The sequence below is a fragment of the Rhizobium redzepovicii genome (assembly GCF_019793435.1).
GTDB classification, from domain to species: Bacteria; Pseudomonadota; Alphaproteobacteria; order Rhizobiales; family Rhizobiaceae; genus Rhizobium; species Rhizobium redzepovicii.
The window spans coordinates 171,620-194,375 of record NZ_JAILYH010000007.1 but is presented as its reverse complement, the minus strand read 5'-3'; the positions used below and the strand labels follow the sequence as shown (position 1 = coordinate 194,375).

At 62.9% G+C, this 22,756-nt stretch carries 20 protein-coding genes; 3 read left to right on the top strand and 17 right to left on the bottom strand.

Annotated features, from left to right (window positions below; genetic code table 11):
* The first annotated feature begins 11 nt into the window (after positions 1 to 11).
* The gene (gene polA / locus K6N12_RS13370) at positions 12 to 3,011 is read left to right on the top strand and encodes a DNA polymerase I (protein ID WP_097628380.1); all 3,000 of its coding nucleotides are present in this window, start codon (positions 12 to 14) and stop codon (positions 3,009 to 3,011) included.
* 173 nt (positions 3,012 to 3,184) lie between these two features.
* Positions 3,185 to 5,548: a DNA translocase FtsK gene (locus K6N12_RS13365; RefSeq protein ID WP_097628379.1), complete on the top strand. Its 2,364-nt coding sequence runs from the start codon at positions 3,185 to 3,187 to the stop codon at positions 5,546 to 5,548.
* A 40-nt stretch (positions 5,549 to 5,588) separates the two neighbouring features.
* Here K6N12_RS13365 and K6N12_RS13360 read toward each other — a convergent pair whose 3' ends face one another.
* The 4 genes from K6N12_RS13360 to K6N12_RS13345 all read right to left on the bottom strand — a co-directional run bounded on the left by K6N12_RS13360 (position 5,589) and on the right by K6N12_RS13345 (position 9,779).
* Positions 5,589 to 6,377, bottom strand: coding sequence for an ABC transporter permease (locus K6N12_RS13360; RefSeq protein ID WP_097628378.1), 789 nt, complete (start codon positions 6,375 to 6,377; stop codon positions 5,589 to 5,591).
* Position 6,378: 1 nt separating this feature from the next.
* A complete protein-coding gene (locus tag K6N12_RS13355) occupies positions 6,379 to 7,548 on the bottom strand; it encodes an ABC transporter permease (protein WP_222148827.1) in 1,170 nt (389 codons plus the stop codon).
* Complete coding sequence (locus tag K6N12_RS13350) at positions 7,545 to 8,618, bottom strand: ABC transporter ATP-binding protein (RefSeq protein WP_131710697.1); 1,074 nt, start codon at positions 8,616 to 8,618, stop codon at positions 7,545 to 7,547. The genes K6N12_RS13355 and K6N12_RS13350 overlap by 4 nt, the downstream gene beginning before the upstream one ends.
* 111 nt (positions 8,619 to 8,729) lie before the next feature.
* Entirely contained in the window at positions 8,730 to 9,779 is a 1,050-nt protein-coding gene (locus K6N12_RS13345; RefSeq protein WP_097628479.1) for an ABC transporter substrate-binding protein, read from the bottom strand.
* A gap of 459 nt (positions 9,780 to 10,238) precedes the next feature.
* Between K6N12_RS13345 and K6N12_RS13340 the strand changes: the two genes are divergently transcribed.
* Positions 10,239 to 11,210: a LysR substrate-binding domain-containing protein gene (locus K6N12_RS13340; protein ID WP_245426864.1), complete on the top strand. Its 972-nt coding sequence runs from the start codon at positions 10,239 to 10,241 to the stop codon at positions 11,208 to 11,210.
* On the opposite strand, the gene K6N12_RS13335 is transcribed toward K6N12_RS13340, so the two are convergent.
* The 13 genes from K6N12_RS13335 to K6N12_RS13275 all read right to left on the bottom strand — a co-directional run bounded on the left by K6N12_RS13335 (position 11,182) and on the right by K6N12_RS13275 (position 22,754).
* Positions 11,182 to 11,709, bottom strand: coding sequence for a GrpB family protein (locus K6N12_RS13335; RefSeq protein ID WP_097628374.1), 528 nt, complete (start codon positions 11,707 to 11,709; stop codon positions 11,182 to 11,184). The two genes, K6N12_RS13340 and K6N12_RS13335, sit on opposite strands and share 29 nt — an antisense overlap.
* Before the next feature lie 20 nt (positions 11,710 to 11,729).
* Positions 11,730 to 12,323: a phosphonate metabolism protein/1,5-bisphosphokinase (PRPP-forming) PhnN gene (gene phnN, locus K6N12_RS13330; protein WP_097628373.1), complete on the bottom strand. Its 594-nt coding sequence runs from the start codon at positions 12,321 to 12,323 to the stop codon at positions 11,730 to 11,732.
* A complete protein-coding gene (locus K6N12_RS13325) occupies positions 12,320 to 13,459 on the bottom strand; it encodes an alpha-D-ribose 1-methylphosphonate 5-triphosphate diphosphatase (RefSeq protein WP_097628372.1) in 1,140 nt (379 codons plus the stop codon). Before K6N12_RS13325 ends, phnN begins: the two co-directional genes overlap by 4 nt.
* Positions 13,460 to 13,472: 13 nt before the next feature.
* Positions 13,473 to 14,168: a DUF1045 domain-containing protein gene (locus K6N12_RS13320; protein ID WP_097628371.1), complete on the bottom strand. Its 696-nt coding sequence runs from the start codon at positions 14,166 to 14,168 to the stop codon at positions 13,473 to 13,475.
* A gap of 142 nt (positions 14,169 to 14,310) precedes the next feature.
* Positions 14,311 to 15,654, bottom strand: coding sequence for a phosphonate ABC transporter, permease protein PhnE (gene phnE, locus K6N12_RS13315; RefSeq protein ID WP_097628370.1), 1,344 nt, complete (start codon positions 15,652 to 15,654; stop codon positions 14,311 to 14,313).
* Positions 15,655 to 15,661: 7 nt separating this feature from the next.
* Positions 15,662 to 16,621 carry a phosphonate ABC transporter, permease protein PhnE gene (gene phnE, locus K6N12_RS13310; protein WP_097628369.1) on the bottom strand — a complete coding sequence of 320 codons (960 nt, stop codon included), beginning with the start codon at positions 16,619 to 16,621 and terminating at the stop codon, positions 15,662 to 15,664.
* A 65-nt stretch (positions 16,622 to 16,686) separates the two neighbouring features.
* Positions 16,687 to 17,592: a phosphonate ABC transporter substrate-binding protein gene (gene phnD, locus K6N12_RS13305; RefSeq protein WP_097628368.1), complete on the bottom strand. Its 906-nt coding sequence runs from the start codon at positions 17,590 to 17,592 to the stop codon at positions 16,687 to 16,689.
* 87 nt (positions 17,593 to 17,679) lie between these two features.
* Positions 17,680 to 18,525, bottom strand: a complete 846-nt coding sequence (gene phnC / locus K6N12_RS13300; RefSeq protein ID WP_179867161.1) for a phosphonate ABC transporter ATP-binding protein — start codon at positions 18,523 to 18,525, stop codon at positions 17,680 to 17,682.
* 118 nt (positions 18,526 to 18,643) lie between these two features.
* Entirely contained in the window at positions 18,644 to 19,261 is a 618-nt protein-coding gene (locus K6N12_RS13295; RefSeq protein WP_097628366.1) for a DapH/DapD/GlmU-related protein, read from the bottom strand.
* Positions 19,258 to 19,965 carry a phosphonate C-P lyase system protein PhnL gene (gene phnL, locus K6N12_RS13290; protein ID WP_097628365.1) on the bottom strand — a complete coding sequence of 236 codons (708 nt, stop codon included), beginning with the start codon at positions 19,963 to 19,965 and terminating at the stop codon, positions 19,258 to 19,260. The genes K6N12_RS13295 and phnL overlap by 4 nt, the downstream gene beginning before the upstream one ends.
* A 37-nt stretch (positions 19,966 to 20,002) precedes the next feature.
* Positions 20,003 to 20,779, bottom strand: a complete 777-nt coding sequence (gene phnK / locus K6N12_RS13285; protein ID WP_097628364.1) for a phosphonate C-P lyase system protein PhnK — start codon at positions 20,777 to 20,779, stop codon at positions 20,003 to 20,005.
* Positions 20,776 to 21,651: an alpha-D-ribose 1-methylphosphonate 5-phosphate C-P-lyase PhnJ gene (locus K6N12_RS13280; RefSeq protein WP_097628363.1), complete on the bottom strand. Its 876-nt coding sequence runs from the start codon at positions 21,649 to 21,651 to the stop codon at positions 20,776 to 20,778. Before K6N12_RS13280 ends, phnK begins: the two co-directional genes overlap by 4 nt.
* Positions 21,648 to 22,754 (bottom strand): carbon-phosphorus lyase complex subunit, encoded by a 1,107-nt coding sequence (locus K6N12_RS13275; RefSeq protein ID WP_097628362.1) that lies wholly within the window; start codon positions 22,752 to 22,754, stop codon positions 21,648 to 21,650. Before K6N12_RS13275 ends, K6N12_RS13280 begins: the two co-directional genes overlap by 4 nt.
* Positions 22,755 to 22,756 lie beyond the last annotated feature (2 nt).

Here is a 22,756-nt window from a genome sequence, read left to right as displayed (position 1 = left end):
TCCATGCAGCCATGAAAAAAGGCGATCACCTCTTCCTAGTCGATGGTTCCGGGTTCATCTTCCGGGCGTTTCATGCACTTCCGCCACTGACCCGCAAGACCGACGGCCTGCCGATCGGCGCCGTTTCCGGTTTCTGCAACATGCTGTGGAAGCTGTTGCGGGACGCGCGCAACACCGATGTCGGCGTCACGCCGACGCATCTTGCCGTCATCTTCGATTATTCCGCCAAGACCTTTCGCAAGGATCTCTACGACGCCTATAAGGCGAACCGCTCCGCCCCGCCGGAAGAGCTCATTCCGCAATTCGGTCTGATCCGCGAGGCGACCCGCGCCTTCAATCTGCCCTGCATCGAGACCGAAGGTTTTGAGGCCGACGATATCATCGCCACCTATGCCCGCCAGGCCGAGGCCTCGGGGGCCGATGTCACCATCGTCTCTTCCGACAAGGACCTGATGCAGCTCGTCAGCCCGAATGTCCATATGTATGACAGCATGAAGGACAAGCAGATCGGCATTCCCGATGTCATCGAGAAATGGGGCGTGCCGCCGGAAAAGATGATCGACCTGCAGGCGATGACCGGTGATTCCGTCGACAATGTGCCCGGCATTCCCGGCATCGGCCCGAAAACCGCCGCCCAGCTGCTCGAGGAATATGGTGATCTCGACACGCTGCTCGATCGGGCCACCGAGATCAAGCAGGTCAAGCGCCGCGAGACGATCCTTGCCAATATCGATATGGCCAGGCTCTCGCGCGACCTCGTGCGGCTGCGCACCGATGTACCGCTCGACCTCGATCTCGACGCGCTGGTGCTGGAGCCGCAAAACGGCCCGAAGCTGATCGGTTTCCTGAAGACGATGGAATTCACGACGCTGACGCGCCGCGTCGCCGAGGTCTGCGATTGCGATGCGAGCGCCATCGAACCGGCGATCGTCAACATTGAATGGGGCAAGGCTGCCCATGGCCCCGATCTCGATGCGGCCGAGCCGGCCCCGGTTGCCGGCGGCATACCCGAGGTTTCCGGCGAATCGGTGCCGGTGCCGCCGCGTGCGAAGGCCAAGGCTTCAGTCGAAGGCGCCTTTTCGCCCGCCGATCTGGCCAAGGCGCGGGCCGAAGCCTTTGCGACGCTGCCCTTCGATCACACGGCCTATGCGACGATCCGGGATCTCGCCACGCTCGACCGGTGGATCGCCGATGCGCGCGCCACAGGCCTCGTTGCTTTCGATACCGAGACAACGTCGCTGGATGCGATGCAGGCCGAGCTTGTCGGCTTCTCGCTGGCAATCGCCGACAATACGGCGGATCCCACCGGCACGAAGATCCGCGCCGCCTATATACCGCTCGCCCACAAGAACGGCGTCGGCGATCTGCTCGGCGGCGGCCTTGCCGACAACCAGATCCCCATGCGTGACGCTCTGCCGCGGCTGAAGGCCCTGCTGGAGGACGCTGCGGTCCTCAAGGTCGCCCAGAACCTCAAATACGATTACCTGCTGATGCAGCGCTACGGCATCGAGACTAGGAGTTTCGACGACACGATGCTGATCTCCTACGTGCTCGACGCCGGCACCGGCGCCCACGGCATGGACCCGCTCTCGGAAAAATTCCTCGGCCACACGCCGATCCCCTACAAGGATGTGGCGGGCAGCGGCAAGGCGAACGTCACCTTCGATCTCGTCGATATCGACCGCGCCACCCATTATGCCGCCGAAGATGCCGACGTGACGCTGCGGCTCTGGCTGGTGCTGAAACCGCGGCTGGTGGCGGCCGGCCTGACCAGCGTCTATGAACGGCTGGAACGGCCGCTGCTGCCGGTGCTGGCGCGCATGGAAGCGCGCGGAATCACCGTCGACCGGCAGATCCTGTCGCGCCTGTCCGGTGAATTGGCCCAGGGCGCCGCCAGGCTGGAAGACGAGATCTATATGCTCGCCGGCGAGCGGTTCAACATCGGCTCGCCGAAGCAGCTCGGCGATATTCTGTTCGGCAAGATGGGTCTTGCCGGCGGCAGCAAGACGAAAACCGGGCAATGGTCCACCTCGGCGCAGGTGCTTGAGGATCTAGCCGCCGCCGGTTTCGAGCTGCCGCGCAAGATCGTCGACTGGCGCCAGCTGACCAAGCTGAAATCCACCTATACCGATGCGCTCCCCGGCTATGTCCACGCCGAGACGAAGCGGGTCCACACCTCCTATTCGCTGGCATCGACGACGACGGGGCGCTTGTCCTCTTCCGAGCCGAACCTGCAGAATATTCCGGTGCGCACCGCCGAAGGCCGCAAGATCCGCACCGCCTTCATCTCGACGCCGGGCCACAAGCTGATTTCCGCCGACTACAGCCAGATCGAATTGCGCGTGCTTGCCCATGTGGCCGAGATCCCGCAGCTGACCAAGGCCTTCGAGGATGGCGTCGATATCCACGCCATGACCGCCTCGGAAATGTTCGGCGTGCCGGTTGAAGGCATGCCGGGCGAAGTCCGCCGCCGCGCCAAGGCGATCAATTTCGGCATCATCTACGGCATTTCGGCCTTCGGCCTTGCCAACCAGCTGTCGATCGAGCGCTCGGAAGCCGGCGACTACATCAAGAAGTATTTCGAGCGTTTCCCCGGCATCCGCGATTATATGGAAAGCCGCAAGGCGATGGCGCGCGACAAAGGTTATGTCGAGACGATCTTCGGCCGGCGAATCAACTATCCCGAAATCCGCTCTTCCAACCCGTCCGTGCGCGCCTTCAACGAGCGTGCCGCGATCAACGCGCCGATCCAGGGCTCGGCCGCCGACGTCATCCGCCGGGCGATGATCAGGATGGAGCCGGCGCTCGCCGAAGTCGGTCTTGGCGATCGCGTCCGCATGCTGTTGCAGGTGCATGACGAACTCATTTTCGAAGTCGAGGACGAGGATGTCGAAAAGGCGATGCCGGTTATCGTCTCGGTCATGGAAAACGCCACCATGCCGGCGCTCGAAATGCGCGTGCCGCTGAGGGTCGACGCGCGCGCCGCCAGCAATTGGGACGAGGCGCATTAGCCTCGTCTCCACAAAATCGGCAAAGATTTTTCCGTTCAATTCAACTCACTGAAATCGCAGCGAATTAGCGACGGGAGCCGTGTCGGAACGATACGGCGGGAAGGAACTTATTAACCTTCCTTTTCTATCCCGGTAGGGTCGTAATTTGTTAGGCATGAGTGAGTAGCGGACGCATGCGTTTTCCCAGAACCAATTTGACGGACGCCGGGGACTTTTCCAGCGGGACTGAAACGGACCTTCCGGCGGTCGAGCCGGGAGAAAAGCCGGCGGCGCCGATCTGGCAGAGCAATTTTTCCCTCGCGCCGAACGTCCGTTTTACCCGCACGCCGGAAACGCTGATCAGCAAGCGGCGGGTGCCGGATGAACCCGTCCGCGATGATTCGCAGATGGGGCAGCAGGCGATACGGATCGAGCCGGTCGCCGTCGACGTGCCCTTCGATATCTATCTGCCGGAGCCGGACGAACTTCCCGCAGCACCGCAGATGATCGAACTGCAGCCATCCCTTGTTCCCGACGAGCTGGCCGCGCCTGCTTTCCGGGCCACCGCCGAGCTTTCTTCCATTTCGGATTTCGCCTTCTGGGAGGTCATGGCCTTCGAAGAGGCCGAGCCGGTTCGCGCGCCTGCCGTGATCTCGTTCCCGAAGGCCGAGACGGCGCCAGAATCGATCACGTCGCTGTTCCGCATCATGGAATGGCGCCCGGGCCGGCCGGCCGCTGCTACCGCCGCCTCCCGCCCGGTTCTGCCGGCCGCTGCGCCCTCCGCAAAGCCTGCCCCGCGCCCCCCGGCCGCCATATCCCTGGAACGGCCAAGGCGCATCCCCGTCGAGATCCCTGTTGTGCCGGCCCCTGCGCCTGCGCTGACCTCTCCGATTGCGCCCGTGCCTCAGCCGGCGCCTGCTCTTCACGTCGCTCCAGCCCCTCAGGCCGCGCCTGTGCCCCAGCGCACGCCGCCCGTCGCCGCGGTTCTGCCGTCGCCGCGCCTGGCGGCAAGGCCGGAAAGGATCGACGCCTCCGGCTATGAATTCCCGCCGCGTGCCCTGTTGCAGGAGCCGCCGGAACGGCTCGGCGAGATCATGTCGCAGGAGACGCTGGAGCAGAATGCCGGGCTTCTGGAAAGCGTGCTTGAGGATTTCGGCATCAAGGGCGAGATCATTCATGTCCGCCCCGGCCCCGTCGTCACCCTCTATGAGTTCGAGCCGGCGCCCGGCGTGAAGTCATCGCGCGTCATCGGCCTGGCCGACGATATCGCCCGCTCGATGTCGGCGCTTTCGGCCCGCGTCGCCGTCGTGCCCGGCCGCAACGTCATCGGCATCGAACTGCCGAATGTCACCCGTGAAACAGTCTATTTCCGCGAGATGATCGAAAGCCAGGATTTCGAGAAGAGCGGCTACAAGCTGGCGCTCGGCCTCGGCAAGACCATCGGCGGCGAGCCCGTGATCGCCGAGCTGGCGAAGATGCCGCATCTGCTCGTCGCCGGCACCACCGGCTCGGGCAAATCGGTCGCCATCAACACGATGATCCTGTCGCTCCTCTACCGCATGACGCCGGAACAGTGCCGGCTGATCATGGTCGACCCGAAGATGCTCGAACTTTCCGTCTATGACGGCATCCCGCATCTGCTGACGCCCGTCGTCACCGATCCGAAGAAGGCGGTCATGGCGCTGAAATGGGCCGTGCGCGAGATGGAAGAGCGTTACCGCAAGATGTCGCGCCTCGGCGTGCGCAACATCGATGGCTATAACGACCGCGTGGCGCAGGCCCGCGACAAGGGCGAGACCATCCATGTCATGGTCCAGGTCGGCTTCGACAAGGGCACCGGTGCCCCGATCGAAGAAAACCAAGCGCTGGACCTGACGCCGATGCCTTATATCGTCGTCATCGTCGACGAAATGGCCGACCTGATGATGGTCGCCGGCAAGGAGATCGAAGGCGCGATCCAGCGTCTAGCGCAGATGGCGCGTGCCGCCGGCATCCACCTGATCATGGCGACGCAGCGCCCGTCGGTCGACGTGATCACCGGCACGATCAAGGCGAACTTCCCGACCCGCATCTCCTTCCAGGTGACCTCGAAGATCGACAGCCGCACCATTCTCGGCGAACAGGGGGCCGAGCAGCTGCTCGGCCAGGGCGACATGCTGCACATGCAGGGCGGCGGGCGGATTTCCCGCGTCCACGGTCCCTTCGTCTCTGATGCCGAGGTCGAAAAGGTCGTTGCCCACCTGAAGACCCAGGGCCGCCCCGAATATCTCGACACCGTCACCGCCGACGAGGAGGAAGAGCCCGAAGAGGAGGAAGCCGGCGCCGTCTTCGACAAGAGCGCCATGGCCTCCGAGGATGGCAACGAGCTCTACGAGCAGGCGGTCAAGGTCGTCATGCGCGACAAGAAGTGCTCCACCTCCTACATCCAGCGCCGCCTCGGCATTGGCTACAACAGAGCCGCCTCGTTGGTCGAACGCATGGAAAAGGAAGGCCTGGTCGGGCCGGCCAACCATGTCGGCAAGCGCGAGATCGTTTCCGGTCGGGGTGACGGCGAGTAACGGGAGTCATCGGTTCCCCGAAGGACGAACGGCCCTGGCCTCAGGCTGGGGCCGCAGACCGGGCGGCGCGTTTGTGCACCACCGCGAGCAGGCCTCCGAGAAAGATCGTCCCGACGATAAACAGAAATGCCGCCGCCACGATGGCCGGGCTGATGTTTTCGCGAATCGACGAGAACATCTGGCGGGCGAGCGTCAGCTGGTTTGGTCCGGCGACGAACAGGGTCAGGACGACTTCATCCAGCGAGGTGGCAAAGGCAAGCACGGCGCCGGAGAGGACGCCGGGCATGGCGAGCGGCAGCGTCACTTTCCAGAAGACCTTCGCCGGAGAAGCCCCCAGGCTCGCGGCCGCACGCTCGGTGCGACAGTCGATGCCCTCAAGCGAGGCGGTGATGCTAACCAGCACAAAGGGCACGGCGACAACCGTATGCGCCACGATCACGGCCGCAAATGTGTTTGGAAATCCGAGGCCGGCAAACAGGATCTGCAGCCCGACGCCGAGCACCACGGCTGGAACGACCATCGGCAGGAGGAATATCGTCCTCAGCGCCGCGGCAAAAACAACGCGCCTGCGCAACGCCAGTGCAGCCAGAATGCCGAGCATGGTGGAAAGCAAAGTGGTCCCCGTTCCGATCAGCAAGCTGTTGACGATGGATCGTCGCCAGGCCTCCTCGGTTGCCAGTTCCGCAAACCAGCGAGCCGAAAAAGAAGGAATGGGATAGGCCAGGAAGCTGCTGGAGGTAAATGCGATCGGAAGGATCGCCAAAAGCGGAGCCAGCAGAAAAGTGACCGTTGCTGCGCCGAACAGAAATTTTAGCAACCGAATTGTCATGTCACGCCCCCGTCGTCTTCATGGATATCCGGCCGTAAACGCCGTAGAGCGCGATCGTCACGGCGAGCAGCACCATACCGAGCGCACCGGCCATGCCCCAATTGGCGGAGCCCGCGGCGTAGAAGGCGATCACCGAACTGATCATCTGGTCCTTCGGTCCGCCGATGAGCGCCGGTGTGATGTAGTAACCGAGTGCTGCCATGAACACGAGCAGTCCGCCGGAGGCAATGCCGCGCAGGGCCAGAGGCAGCAGGATATGCAGAAAGCCCCGGATCGGCCTCGCGCCGAGAGAGGCTGCCGCCGGCATCAGGTTCCGCGGGATTGCGATAAGGACGCTGTAGATCGGCAGAACCATGAACGGCAGCAGCACATGCGTCATGGCGATGACGACACCCGTCCGATTGAAAAGAAGCGGCAACGGAGTGTTGAGGAGGCCGAGCGATACGAGGAGGGAGTTGATGAGTCCTTTGTCCTGAAGGAGCACGTACCAGGCGGCCGTGCGCACCAGCAGCGATGTCCATAGCGGCAGGAGGACCGCCGCAAGCAGGAGTTGTCGTCGCCAGCCGCTCGAGGCGGCGGCCAGCATCGCATATGGCAGGCCGATGAGACAGGTCGCGAGCGTCACGACGGCGGCCACGGCGAATGTTCTCAGCAGAATCGCCTGATTGGCGGACTCTCCGGCCGGCATCGCCACGATCGCCCCCGATGCGTCATGCTGAAGATCGACCGCGGCAAGCAGGTTGCGATCGGTATAAGGATAGGTCGCTTCGGCGATTGCCCGCCAGAAGGCAACGTCGTTCCATCGAGCGTCGATCTCTGCGAGGCTTACCGGCCCGGTACTGTCTCTCACGGCCGCGACGGTCTTTCGCATCAGTGTGCGGAAACCCGGCTGGGCGCTGTTCAGTCTTCGAACCACCTCTCCCAGTTTCTGGTCGTCGTCGAGCGATTTCAGGTCGTCGACAAGAGCCCTCCGCATTTCGTCGGTGGGTTCGGAGTTAAGGTTCCAGGCCGAAATCGCCGCTGTCGTCCGCGGCAGGTTTTTACTGACGACTGGATCGGACACCGCCTGCTCCAGCACGGTCAGAAGCGGCCAGATGAAGAAGACACCCAGGAACAGGGTCAGGGGGAGGATGAGGGCAAAGGTGCCGGTGCGTCGACGGAAAGCACTCATGCTGCGATCACCCAGCAGTCATCAGGTGTGAAGTGCGCCACCACCTCGGCTCCGATCGGCCACTCCGCCGATCGCATGTCCGTCCGGACCACGAAGCGGAAGGCATCCTCATCGAGCTGCACCCGCAGGTGGTCGCCCTGATAGACGCTGTCGAGTATTTTTGCCGGCAGGGCGTTCGCCGCTGCGCCGATGCCGCCGGCCGCCAGAGAAATGCGCTCGGGGCGAACGGAAATGTGGACACGGCTTCCGACAGAGAGAGAACTGTTGCCCGGTACCATCACATGCCGTCCGTCGGCGATCTCGACGGAGGTGCCGGCTGTGCCCGTCACCTTGACCGTTCCTTCTATCAGATTGGTTTCGCCGATGAATTCGGCGACGACACGTGTCTGCGGGCGGTCGTAAATATCACGCGGCGAACCGATCTGCTCGATGTTGCCGTGGTTGAAGACCGCAATCCGGTCCGACATGGTCAGTGCCTCGGATTGATCGTGGGTCACGAACACCACGGTCAGTTCCAGGCGCTTGTGGAGGGCTCGGATATCGAGCTGCATCTGTTCGCGCAGCTGTTTGTCGAGTGCCCCAAGCGGCTCGTCCATCAGCACGACGGCCGGCTCGAACACCAGGGAGCGGGCAAGCGCCACGCGCTGCTGCTGGCCGCCGGAAAGCTGGGCGGGCCTCCTGCTGCTCATCGCCGACAGTTGCACCATATCGAGGGCGCGTTTCACGCGCTCGTCGATCTCGCTTCGTCCGACCCCGCGCATCCTCAGAGGAAAGGCGATGTTGTCGGCGATCGACATATGCGGAAAGAGCGCATAATTCTGGAAGACGACGCCCATCTCGCGCCGATGCGGAGGCAGGTGGTCGATGCGGCGGCCGTCGAGAAAAATACCGCCGGCGGTCGGGTTTTCGAAACCCGCCAGCATCATCAGCAAAGTTGTCTTGCCTGAACCGGACGGGCCCAGAAGGCTGACGAACTCGCCCCTCTCGATGTCGAGCGTCAGGTCTTTGACGACCTGGTGCACGCCAAAGGATTTTGAGATTCTTTCAAAGCGTATGCGCGGCGCAGCCATGATGGCCCTCCGTTCGGATTGTCGGCTCCTGGGAGCGAAGTGACGAAAATGTGCGGAAGCCCCCACGGGTCGATCGGCAGAAGCGATCCCGCGGGGGCGATATTCCGTCCGCTATTGTGCCAGCCAGGCGTCGAACCTTTTGGTCAATGCTTCCGAATTGTCGATCCAGAAATCCGTATCAAGGCTGACTGCTTCCTGCATGTTGGCTTGGGTGGTGGGCAAGTCGGCCAACTGGTCCGGCGGCACGCTTTTGCCGGCTTCCTTGTTCGGGAGGCCGTAGGCGATAAATTGCGGCAGCTTTGCCTGGTTTTCCGCTTTGCTGGCGAAGGCGATGAAGTCAAAGGCCGCCTCCTTGTTTTCGGCGCCCTTCAGAACGACCCAGCTATCCACGGCATAGATGCTGCCCGGCCAGACAACTTTGAACTGCCGACCCTCGGAACGGTTGATGCCGGTGATGCGGCCATTATAGGCACTGGTCATGGCCACTTCGCCGGAAGCAAGCAGTTGCAGCGGCTGCGCACCCGAGGTCCACCAGACAAGGTGCGCTTTCAACGCGTCAAGCTTGGCGAAGGCGCGGTCGATGCCCTCAGGCGTCGCGAGGACGTCGTAAACTTTGTCCGCCGGCACGCCGTCGGCCATCAGCGCGAATTCGAGCGTGTATTTCGGTCCCTTGCGCAGGGCGCGCTTGCCGGGAAATTTCTTCACGTCCCAGAAATCGGCCCAGGACTTCGGGCCATCGGCAATCTTGGCACCGTCATAGGCGATGGCGGTCGACCAGACGATGGCGCCGACGCCGCAATCACTCACCGCGGAAGGCAGAAACGCATCCTTGCCGCCAAGCTTGTTCCAGTCCACTTTCTCAAAAAGCCCGTCGGCGCAGCCGAGCGAGAGCTCGTCGGCTTCAACCTCTACGGCATCCCAGGAAGGATTGCCCGCCTTGACCTTTGCCTGAAGGACACCAATGCCGCCGTCCCAGCCTTCGTCGAGCAGAGGCTTGCCGGCAATATTGGAGAACGGCTTGAAATAGATCTCTCGCTGCGCATCCTGAAAGTTCCCGCCCCAGGACGCGATGGTAAGATCCCGGGCCGCGCTCGGCCCCGTAGCAAGCGCCAGCGACAGCAGGCTGAGAGCTGCAATCGTCGAAGTGTTGTTGAATTTCATTCGCTTCCCCTGTTTGTTGAGCGTCCGTCTGACGCCGGTTGACAGCCACGATCCTTGGGGATCGTCGGCAATCGCGGCCGCTCGCAAGGGATGGGCAAAGCCGGCGTCTGCGGACTTTGCCGTGGTGTCATCTCCGAGGCGGAGCGGCGTGTTGCGGGCAATGCTGGCGAATGTCCTGCGGGGCGGAAAGGCGCTTTTTGTTGACCGCGGTGGACACATAGATGCACCGCTCCCGACCAGTCTCCTCCGACAAGTGGTCGCACCGCCGGCAAATTGGATGTTTTCGCTTGCGAAAGGCGGAAAAACGCGATTGCCAATCAGTAAGCAGGTGGTGCATCCTATGCACCACCGTGCACCACTCTTCGTTACGCCAAAATTGCAAATTCCATGGCATATGAAGATGTAGACGGCATTCCGATCTTGGTTCGGCAGAACCAATTTCCGTTCTGGGAGACAGGATTGCGCAGGGGGAAATCATCGGCGGATGAACAGGAAGGTGTTCCAAAACGCGGACGTTTGCCGCCGCTTTCCATGGTGCGCGCCTTCGAGGCGGTCAGCCGCCTGGGATCGATGCGGAGAGCTGCGGACGATCTCAATCTCAGTCACACCGTCATATCCCGTCACGTCCGCAATCTCGAAGCCTGGTTTGGCACGCGGCTTGTCGATGCCGGCCCGCGCGGCATCAGGCTGACGGCGGAAGGCAGAGTTTTTGCCGAGACAGTCGGGGCGGCTTTCGATCTCATTGCCAAATCGACGGCAGAGCTGCGCCCAGCAGTCAACCGCACGGTCTTGCGCATTTGGTGCGTGCCCGGTTTCGCCACACGGTGGCTGACGCCACGCTTCAATCAGCTCCAGCTTGCCTTGCCGGGCATCGATTTCGTGATGCGCGCGACCGATCTTGAGCCAGATTTCACCCGTTATGAGGCCGATATCGACATCCGCTATTCCGAGGAGCCAAGGGGGAATGTCCGCTGGATCCTGCTGGAAAGGCCTCGCATGTTCCCGGTCACCAGCCCCGAATGGATCAGCCGAAACGCTCCGATACGGACCCTCGACGATCTGGTGCGACAGCCGCTGATCCACGAGGAAAGCCGCGATCAGTGGCGGCAATGGTTTCGCAAGGCTGGCTTCGAGCATGAAGTGACATTGAACGGTCCGCGGCTGTGGTCAGCCAACCTGACGGTCGACGCCGCGGTGGCAGGTCAAGGAATAGCGCTGGCCACCCGCCTGATCGCTGCGGATGACCTGCGCGCCGGGCGGCTCGTCGAATTGCTCGAAACCGATGTTCGGCTTGGCGGATATTATGTCGTCGGACCCCGTGAGCGATGGAACGAGGTGACATCGGCGCGTTTCCGAGCGTGGCTGCAGCAGTCGATCGCTGAAACGACGGGAGGTCACGCCTCTAATGAAAGCGGCGATCCACGCCAATAGTCGATAGGCATGCCAACCGCAGCGTCTCGCTGATGAACGCGGTCTTTCCGCCGGTGTATAAATCCCAATCGCCGTCTGCCTCGGCGGCCAGGCGGCGTTTCAGATCGGCGTAGGCTTTGGCCCTTTCGGGGTGATCCCGCAGATAGTTGCGAAACAGGATGCGCTCGCGATGGGCGCAATTGTCGGGGCCGCAGAGATAGAGCTTGAACCCGTAGCCTTCACGATCTCGGGTGAACGCCCAGCGTTTCTCGCCTCTGTCGCCATGGAAAACGAAATCTGACGCGCGCGCGATCTCGATCGCTTTCGGCAGAACGTCGTCGGAGATGGTGACGACGTCGAGGTCGATCTTCGGCTTGGCGGCGAGCCCGGGCACCGAGGTACTGCCGATATGGTCGATGGACAGCACGAGATTGCCGAGCAGGATGGAGATTTCGGCGCCGATGTCAGCAAAGAGCCGCGGCCAGGAAGGATCGTAGCCGACCACTTTGATGGCGCGCATGCCCTTCCTCTCAATTGCGGTCATACCTCGGCGAGCAGCCCATCGAGGATCGTGACCATCTTCTGCTTGGCCTCTTCGAGCGAGCCGCTATTGTCGAGCTCCGCCACGTCATAGTCGCCGCGCACCGTCAGCGGCCCGCGGGCGAGTCTCGCCATGATATCCTCATGCGTCTCGCGCCCGCGCGCCTCCAGCCGGCTGGCGAGCACTTCCGGGCGAGCGGTGACGTTGATCACCTTGAGCCGCGGGAAAGCGGACTGGAAACGGTGAAGCGCCGAGCGTGAACCATTGGCGACGACGACATGGCCGCGCGACAATGCCACCGAGACCTCGGCTGGAATACCGTATTTCAAGCCATGGGCCTCCCACCAAACGGCGAAGGAGCCCGACTGCTCCATGGCGGCAAACCCCTGGAGGGAGACGGAAAGATGGTCTTCGCCGCCTGCGTCGCGGTGCCGGGTGATGACGCGGCGGGTGAAATGAATGTCGGCGCGGCCGGCGAAATGCCGGGCGGCAAGGTTCATCAGCGTGTCCTTGCCGGCGCCGCTCGGCCCGACGACGACGACCATGATGCCGCGTTCGGCTCCGGCTCCTGGATGGGGTTCGTACGGGCTCATGCGACACGGCGTCCCTGGCGCCAGACGGAGCGTGTCACCGGCACGCCATGCGAACGGTGGACGCGGACGAGATCGGCGCGCAGCCCGGTGGCGATCCGGCCGCGGTCGTTGAGACTGACGGTGCGCGCCGGCGTCGACGTCACCATGGCGATTGCCTTCGGCAGGGTAATGCTCTCGACTTCATCGGCGAGGATGAAGGGCGCATGCAGCAGGCTGAGCGGCACGTAATCGGAGGACAGCACGTCGAGCACGCCCATCTCGGCGAGGTCGCGGGCGGCGATATTGCCGGAATGGGATTTGCCGCGCACGATGTTCGGCGCACCCATCAGCACACTCATGCCGTGTTCGTGCGAGGCGCGGGCGGCGTCGAAGCTGGTCGGGAATTCGGCAAGCCGCACGCCGTTGTCGATCGCCTCGCCGACATGCGACAGCGTCGCATCGTCATGGCTGGCGACCGTGATGCCGCGTTCGGCACAGACCTTGGCGATGGCATTGCGGTGCGGCGTCGAATTTCGCGCCGATTCGGCCTGGCGCTTGGCGACGAAACGGGCGAAGACCTCGTCGCTCAGGCCCCGCTTCTTCTGGTAGTAGAAGATATACTGGTCCATCGTCTGGAACTGCCGCTGGCCGGGCGCATGGTCCATCAGCGAAACGAGCCGCACATGAGGATCGTTTTCGAAATCGCCGAAATGTTCGAGCACATTGTCGGCCGAGACCTCGCAGCGCAGGTGGAGGAGATGCTCGGCGCGCAGCCGGCCTTCCTTTTCCGCCGACTGGATGGCGTCGGCCATTTCCCGCATCTCGCCATGTTCGAAGCCGCCGTCCTCATCCGCACCCATGCGCAGGCAGTCAAACACCGTGGTGATGCCCGATGTGACGATCTGGGCGTCATGCGCCTGGACCGCGGCTGTCTTGTTCCAACGGATGCCGGGACGCGGCTGATAATGGCCTTCGAGATGGTCGGTATGCAGCTCGACGAGGCCGGGAATGACATAGTCGCCTTCGAAATCTTCGCCGGCTACCGAGCTTCCTTCGGAAATGTCGGCGATCTTGCCGTCGCGAATGAGGATCGAGCCTGCGAGGATGTTATCCTCGAGAACGATGCGGGCGTTGGAAAACACGGTCTCTTTGCTCATCTCGTCGGGTCTTTCAGCTTTTGGCGCCGGAAAGCGGCAGCCAGGAATGAACTTTGAACGGGGCGCCGCGCGTCTCCTCGGTGAAGACGGCGAGGCCGGAAATCGTAAGCGGCCGGCCGGTGAAATCGGCAAAACGCTCGGTCAGAATGGTTTTCATCACCGAGGCGCGTGGCTCGGGCACCTGGCCGGTGAGCGTCATGTGGAAGCCGAAATCCTCCATCACATAAGGATAACCCCAGCGCTGCAGATTGGCGCGCTGGCTGTCGCTGAGCTTCTCCGGGTTGCGCCGCGCCATATCGGCCTCGGTAAGCGCTGCGCGGAACGGTTCGAAGGATCTTACCACCTTCGCGGCGAAATCCTGAAGCGGTTGATGAACAGAACCGGGAACGAGGGCAAAAAAACGGCCGAGCTGGCCGAGCACCAGCTTGGGAATCTCGAAGGCTTCAGTGCGCGCGGCAAACTCCTCGACGACGGCCATAAGATCCCTCTCGGTGACCGAAGCGGCGAGCGAAAACGGCGCCTTGATCGTCGCGTGAAAGCCGTAGCGGCGCGGATCGGCAGTCAGCTCGAACTGCTCTGCCGCACCGAGCCGCTCATGCTCCGGTGCAGGATAGGTCTCGTCACTGAAAGCATCGCGGCCGAGCCAGAGCGAGGCCGCGCCGGTCAGGGGATCATCCTTCGGCGGCGAAAAATAGAGAGCGTAGCGCAAGGCTTTTATCCTGGGGATCGTCGAACGGGGAGCGCAATGTGCAGTGATTTGGCGGCGAACCGCAAGCAGGCTCCCGGCTAAAAGATTTCCGTGACAGAATGATGATGGCGGCAGCGCCGCCACGGCCTTTCCAGCCGATGGATCAGTGGGTTTTCGTGCCCATCAGCCGGTGGCGCAGCGCGTTCGAGGCGGCGTCGAAAAGGAAGACGACGATCAGGATCAGGATGACCATGTAGGCGACGTTTTCCCAGTTGGCGTTGGTGCGCATCGCCTCCCAGAGTTTGAGACCAATGCCGCCGGCGCCGACGGCGCCGATAATCGTCGCGCCACGCACGTTCGATTCCCATTGGTAGAGCGTCTGGCTGACGATGACGGGAACGATCTGCGGCATAATGCCGTAACGATGGACCAGCACGGTTTGAGCGCCGGTCGATTTGATGCCTTCCCGCTGCTTGTTGTCGATATTCTCCAGCCCTTCGGAATAGAGCTTGCCGAGTGTGCCGGTCTCGGTGAGGAAGATCGCGCCGCTGCCGGCAAGCGGGCCGGGCCCGAAGGCGCGTGTCAGGAACAGCGCCCAGATCAGCATGTCGACCGAACGAAGGAAGTCGAAGAAACGCTTGAGGATCTGATTGAGGAGCCGGTTCGGCGTGATGTTGCGTGCCGCCAGGAAGGCGAGCGGGAAAGCGGCGAGCGACCCCAGCAGCGTTCCGAGGAATGCCATGACGATCGTCTGGAAAAGTTTGGTCCAGACGTCGCCATGCTGCCATTCGCTGTTGTTCCAGATGTCGTCGAAGGCGAGCGACAGGTTGGACTGGTCGGGCTTGATGCGCGGCCCGGAGACGATGAGGCCGACGACCTCGCCGAGCGGCTTGTCGAAGAAGGACGACTGCGTGTCGAAGATGAAATTTGCCCAGCCGATGAAACGTTTGCGGATCTTCACTCGGTCGACTGAGATGCTGACATTGCCGGCAAATCCGAGATCGGCAAGCACATTGTCGTTATAGACGGTCATCCAGCCGGGCACTGGTCCGACCACCTCAGGCGCACCGCTCGAAACATCGACCGGAACGGTGATGCCGTGGGCGGTGACGACCGTCTGGCTCTTCGAAACGGTGACCGTACGGCTGGTGCCGCTGATCGACACGGTGATGCTGCCGTCGGGATTGTTGACCAGCCAGTCCGGATGCGGATTGTCGCCGAGCGGCGAGAAGCGCGGATAGCGGATGTCGATCGAGCCGTCGTCCTCGATGCGGAATTCCGGCTGAACGTCGTAGCTCACCCATTGGCTGAGATAAATGCCGACGCGTTCCCAATGGGCTTCGGCGAAAAGCTTGGGCAGGTCGAAGAACCAGACGGCATAGAGACTGTAGAGCAGCGTCGCGATTAGGATCATCAGCCCGCCGAAACGCTGGCGGAACGAGCGGTGGAAATATTCCGGATAGCGCGCTTCGATTTCGTGCATGCGGTTGGCGTCGATCACCGTCATGGCGGCCTCAATGTTGCAGGAGGAAGGCGTGCTCGCCGACGAGGCGGCGGCGCAGCCATGCGGAGAATTGGTCGACGGCGACGATCGTCACGAACAGCATCAAAACGAGCGCCATCGTCTTGGCGCCGAAACCACGCGAGATCGAAAGCTTCAGCTCCTCGCCGATGCCGCCGCCGCCGACGGCGCCGATAATGGTCGAGGCACGCACGTTGATCTCGAGGCGTAAGAGCGCATAGGAGGTGAAATTCGGCAGCACCTGCGGCACGGCGGCGAAGCGCACCCGCTCCCACCAGTTGGCGCCGACGGCTTTCATGCCCTCATGCGGCTTCATGTCGATATTTTCGGCCACCTCGTAGAAGAGTTTGCCGAGCGCGCCGATCGTGTGCAGGGTTATGGCGATGATGGCGGCGACCGGCCCGATCGACAGGATCGCCGAAAACAGGCCGGCGATGACGATCTCGGGGAAGGCGCGCAGGAATTCCATCAGGCGCTTGGTGAAGATGCGCAGCGGCCATGAACTCGTCAGGTTGCGCGCGGCAAAGAAGCTCAAGGGAACGGCAAAGATGAAGGCGACGATCGTCGAAATCAGCGCCACGTTGATCGTCACGATCATCAGTTCGAAATATTCAGGGATATAGAAGGCGCCCCAGACGTAGACGCGGCCCTTGTCGAAATTGAATTCTTCGCCGCCCTTGTCGTTTGCGCTCGCAATGTCGAACAGCGCGCGCCAGACGTCGTTCCAATCCTTAGGGATGAGCCAGCTCAAGAAATCGAAAAGATGCGGCAGGCGGTCGAAGAAATGGCCGGCATTGCTCTCGTCGGCGAAGCGAACGGAGCTTGCGAAAGCCGCAATCAGAATAACCAGGCCGAGGATGGTGTAGAAGCGGCGCCTGGCGACCATCCGCTCCCAGGCGGTGCGGATCTCCCTGGTGCTCTGCATATGCGGCTGTGTATCGGCAACAGTCATGGACGCCTCGCCCGATCAAACATAAAAGGCGGCCGTTTCCGGCCGCCCCGCATTCCAAAAGCCGATCAGCCGCCGATGGCAGCCTTACGGACTTCGACGACGGCATTGTAGAAGTCGTGCTTGACCGGGACGTAACCCTTGTAGTCGCCGCCTTCGACAGCTGCGAAGCACTTGTGATCCTTCTCAGGCAGAGCCGTGAAGAAGGCTGCGAGCTTCGTCTGCCAGTCCTGGCCGAGCGCGTTGCGAACGACGAGCGGCCCGTTCGGGATCAGCGGCGAGCGCCAGACTTCGACCAGCTTGTTCGGATCGACGGCGCCCTTGTCGACTTCCTTGCGGAAGGTGCCGGAGGTGTAGCCGTCCTTGAATTCGCCGATGCCCGAGGAATCGTCGACGGCGACGTCGACCTTGCCGTCGTAAGCGGCGAGAAGGTTGTTCTCATGGCCGCCGTTGAACTGGGTCGAGGCGAAGAACTTGTCGTTCGGCATGCCCGTGTCCTTCGGGATCTGGGTCAGCGGCACGAGATAGCCCGAGGTGGAGTCCGGATCGGCGTAGCCGAGCTTCTTGCCCTTGGCGTCCTGGATGGTCTTGATGCCGGAGGACTTGAGCGCCAGTCCGATCGAGTAGTAGCCGGTCGAGCCGTCCTTCTGCTGCGTCGTCAGGATCGGCGTAACGGCCTTCGGATCCTTGATCGAGACGGCTGCGTAGCCGGAAGCGCCGAGTTCGGCGAAGTCGAGCGTGCCGCCGAGCAGGCCCTGGATAACGCCGTCATAATCGGCGGCGGGGAACAGCGACACCTTCTCGAAGCCGAATTCCTGCTTCAGGTGGTCGGCAAGGCAGGTATAGTTGCGCAAGCGGTCGGTTTCGTTTTCGCCGCCGAGAATGCCGATGCGGAATTCCTTGAGATCGGCTGCATGGGCAGCGCCGGCGAGCGCGAAGAGCGCCGTTGCCGCAAAGAGTGCTTTCTTCAACATGTCGTCTCTCCTATTGACCGGTGCCCCCGGTCTTCCGTTACGAAGAAGTGTGCCCTTGACGCGGGCGTTCGATCGCGGCCGCCTCGCTCAGAGGCCGGCCAGCGCCAGCGGTTGGGTGCCGGCGGATTGATTGTCTGCCCGCTCGGTAGCCGGATTGATGGATGTCGAGGTCATCGTTTCGTCGATGCCGGCACCATCCCTGTCCGTCCCGTAGATCGCCTTCACCGCCTCGGCGGTCAGTTCCGAGCCCTTGCCGTCGAAGACGACACAGCCGCCGGCCATGCCGACGATGCGCTCACAATAGTTGCGGGCGGTATCGAGCGTATGAAGGTTGGTGATGACGGTGATGCCCTCGCGCTCGTTGATATCGCGCAGCGCATCCATGACGATCTTGGCATTCAGCGGATCGAGCGAGGCAATCGGCTCGTCGGCAAGAACCATCTTCGGGTTCTGCATCAGCGCCCGCGCGATCGCCACGCGCTGCTGCTGGCCGCCGGACAGCGTGCCGGCTGGCTGCAACGCCGTCTGCTCGATGCCGAGGCGTTCGAGCGCTGCGATCGCATGCACACGTTCCTCGCGGGTGAAGATGTTGAGGAGGCTGAGAAGCGTCGAGCGGTGGTTAAGGCGGCCGAGCATGACATTGGTGAGGACATCCAGGCGTGGCACCAGGTTGAACTGCTGGAAGATCATTGCGCAGTCGCGCTGCCAGTTGCGCAGCGCCCCGCCGCGAAGCCCGGAAACCTCGACGCCGGCGAAATGAATGGAGCCGGAGCTCGGCTCCTGCAGCCGGTTGATCATCCGCAGCAGCGTCGACTTGCCGGCGCCGGAGCGGCCGATGATGCCGACCATCTGGCCCTGCGGGATGGCGAGCGTGACGGAATCGACGGCGAGCTTTTTTCCGAAACGGCGTGTGACATTCTTGAGCTCGAACATCATGCTCTTCCCTTGCGATCCAGTCCTTTGGTCAGGATCGCATTAGTCCCGCTTGATGAACCTCGCATGTCATATTTGTGTAGTTCGTGTCACAATTCTCCGTGCCTATATCGGAGGTTTATCCACCGTATCTCGCTAGAAAATCTTCCGCGCTCAGGTTGCGAAAATCCTGCAACGCCTGGCGCAGAAGGTCATGGTCCCAGTCCCACCAGCCAAGCCTGTCCATACGCTCGCCGACCGCTTTCGGAAAGCGCTCGCGGATCAATTTAGCCGGCACGCCGCCGACGATCGAGTAGGCCGCCACGTCCTTCGAGACGACGGCGCCGGCGCCGATCACCGCGCCGTTGCCGACGGTGACGCCCGGCAGGAGGGTCGCCCCATGGCCGATCCAGACGTCATTCCCGACCGTCACGCGGTTTGCGCGCCGCCAGGCGAAGAAGTCCTCCTCCATGTCGCCGTCCGGCCAGTAATCGGCGGCGCGGTAGGTGAAATGATGCAGCGTCGCCCGCCAGGTCGGATGATTGGTGGCATTGATGCGCACGGCGGCGGCGATATTGACGAACTTGCCGATCGTCGCGCACCAGACGGAGCCGTCCTGCATGATGTAGGAATAGTCGCCGAAGGTCGCCTCGCTGATGCGGCAGCGTTCGGAAACCTCCGTATAGCGTCCGAAGCTGGACTCGCTGACGGAGGCTGTCTCATGGATAGAGGGCTCGATACCCAGCTTGCGGTTCATGCGGCGATCTTTCCGGGAGAGAAGAGCTGAACGTCGAGAATGCGGTCGGCGACCGCCTCGCGTACTTCCCCGTCGTGGAAGATGCCGAGAAGGGCGACGCCCGCCTGCTTCTTTTCCTCGATCATGCCGACGACGACGGCACGGTTCCGGGCGTCGAGCGAGGCGGTGGGTTCGTCGAGGAGCAGGATTCTGTGTTCGGTGATGAAGCCGCGGGCGATGTTGACACGCTGCTGTTCGCCGCCGGAGAAAGTGGCGGGCGGAAGCTGCCAGAGCGCTTCCGGCAGGTTGAGCCTGGCAAGCAGGGCGCCGGCCTTTTCCCGCGCCGTGCCGGCGTCCTCGCCGCGCGCCACCAGCGGTTCGGCGACCACGTCGATCGCCGCGACGCGAGGCACGGTACGCAGGAACTGGCTGACGTAACCGAGCGTATGGCGCCGCACGTGGAGCACGGTGCGCGGATCGGCGGCGGCGAGATCGACGATGCGTCCGTCGTGACGAATGAGGATCTGGCCGGTGTCGACAGCATAATTGCCGTAGATCATCTTCAGCAGCGAGCTCTTGCCGACGCCCGATGGGCCGCCGAGCACGACGCATTCGCCTGAGGCGACCGAGAAGGCGACATTGGAAACGACGGGCAGCCGGATGCCGTCGCGCAGATGCATGGTGAAGCTTTTCGAGACTTCGGAAACGACGAGGGGCGTTGGCATGATGTCTTCTTTCCTGGTTTTTGACCTGCAGTGGCGCTCAGACCTGCAGGATCGAGGAGACCAGCAGCTGCGTGTAGGGTTCGCGCGGATCGTCGAGCACCCGGTCGGTGAGCCCGTGTTCGATGACGTAGCCGTCTTTCATCACCATCATCCGGTGCGAGAGCAGGCGGGCGACGGCGAGATCGTGGGTGACGACGATCGCCGAGAGCCCGAGATCGTTAACGAGGCCGCGCACCAGATCGAGCAGGCGCGCTTGCACCGAGACGTCGAGGCCGCCGGTGGGTTCGTCCATGAAGACGAGGCGCGGGCCGGTGACGAGATTGCGGGCGATCTGCAGGCGCTGGCGCATGCCGCCGGAAAAGGCGCGCGGCTGGTCGTCGATGCGGTCGGCATCGATCTCGACACGTTCCAGCCAGTCGATCGCCGAGGCGCGGATCTTGCCGTAGTGCCGGTCGCCGATCGCCATCAGCCGTTCGCCGACGTTGGCGCCCGCCGACACCGCCATGCGCAGGCCGTCAGCCGGATTCTGGTGCACGAAGCCCCAGTCGGTGCGCATCAGGAAACGCCGCTCGGCTTCGTTCATGCGGTAGAGATCGCGGTAGCTGCCGTCGCGCATGTGATATTCGACGCTGCCGGTGGTCGGCAGCAGCCGGGTGGAGAGGCAATTCAGCAGCGTCGTCTTGCCGGAGCCGGACTCGCCGACGATGGCCAGCACTTCGCCCGGCCAGAGATCGAAGGAGACATCGCGGCAGCCGATGCGGCTGCCGTAGAATTTCGAAACGTCATGGACTTTGAGAAGCGGGATATCGCTCATTCTGCAGCCTCCCGGGCCAGCATCTCGCCGGCATGTCCGTGCGCGCGGCGGTCTTCGCAATGATCGGTGTCGGAGCAGACGAACATCCGCCCGCCCTTGTCGTCGAGAACCACTTCGTCGAGATAGACATCCTCGGCACCGCAGAGGGCGCAGGGTTTATCGAAACGCTGGATATCGAAGGGATAGTCCTCGAAATCCAGGCTGACGACGTCGGTATAGGGCGGAACCGCATAGATGCGCTTCTCGCGGCCGGCGCCGAAGAGCTGCAGCGCCTCCGACATGTGCATCTTCGGATTGTCGAATTTCGGCGTCGGCGACGGGTCCATGACATAGCGGCCGTGGACCTTCACCGGATAGGCGTAAGTCCGCGAGATGCGGCCGTTATGGGCGATATCCTCGTAGAGCTTCACATGCATGAGACCGTATTCTTCGAGCGCGTGCATCTTGCGCGTCTCGGTCTCACGCGGCTCGAGGAAGCGGAGCGGCTCGGGGATCGGCACCTGGTAGACGAGCACCTGCCCGACCCCGAGCTTTTCTTCGGGAATGCGGTGGCGCGTCTGGATGATCGTCGCATCCTTGGTATGCGTCGTCACCGCGACATTGGCGACCTTCTGGAAAAAGGCGCGGATGGAAACGGCATTGGTCGTGTCGTCGGCGCCCTGGTCGATGACCTTCAGCACGTCGTCGGGCCCGATGATCGAGGCCGTCACCTGCACGCCGCCGGTGCCCCAGCCATAGGGCATGGGCATTTCACGCGAGGCGAAAGGAACCTGATAGCCCGGAATGGCGATCGCCTTCAGGATGGCGCGGCGGATCATCCGCTTGGTCTGTTCGTCGAGATAGGCGAAGTTGTAGCTGGCCAGATCGCTCATTCGGCGGCTTCCTTCATGTCTTCGCCGCTGCTGCGGGCGGCTTCGAATTCGCGGCGCATGCGGCGGACGAGATCGAGTTCGGCCTGGAAGTCCACATAATGCGGGAGCTTCAGGTGCTCGACGAAGCCGGTCGCCTGGACGTTGTCGGAATGGGAGATGACGAATTCCTCGTCCTGCGCCGGCGCGGTGATATCCTCGCCGAGCTCTTCGGCGCGAAGCGCGCGATCGACCAGCGACATCGCCATCGCCTTGCGCTCGCTCTGGCCGAAGACCAGGCCGTAGCCGCGGGTAAACTGCGGCGGCGCCTTGGCGGAGCCCTTGAACTGGTTGACCATCTGGCATTCGGTGACCTGGATCACGCCGAGCGAGACGGCGAAGCCGAGTTCCGGCACGTCGAATTCCACCTCGACCTCGCCGATGCGAATTTCCCCGGTGAAGGGGTGATTGCGGCCATAGCCGCGCTGGGTGGAATAACCGAGCGCCAGCAGGAAGCCTTCGTCGCCGCGGGCCAGTGCCTGCAGGCGCAGGTCGCGGGTCATCGGGAATTCCATCGGCTCGCGGGTCAGGTCGCCGATCTCGTGATCTTCGGGCATGTCGCCGTCGGCCTCGATCAGGCCTTCCTCGCCGAGGATCTCGGAGACCCGCATGACGCGGCCGGTTTCGGCGGCGCGCTGGGCAGGCGCCTCGACCGTTTCGTCCTCAAGCAGCGAGGGATCGAGCAGGCGGTGGGTATAATCGAAAGTGGGCCCGAGAAGCTGGCCGCCCGGCAGATCCTTGTAGGTCGCCGAGATCCGCCGTTCGATCGTCATATCAGCCGTGTCGAGCGGCCTGGAATAGCCGAAGCGCGGCAGCGTCGTGCGATAGGCGCGCAGCAGGAAGATCGCCTCGATCATATCGCCGCGCGACTGGCGAACGGCGAGTGCGGCTAGCGTGCGGTCGAAAAGCGAGGCCTCGGCCATCACCCGGTCGACGGCGAGCGCCAGCTGCGCCACGATCTGGTCGATGCCGATCGCCGGCAGCGAACGGTCGCCGCGACGGCGGTCTGCCAGCAGGCGGTGGGCATTGGCGATGGCGGCCTCGCCACCTTTGACGGCAACATACATGA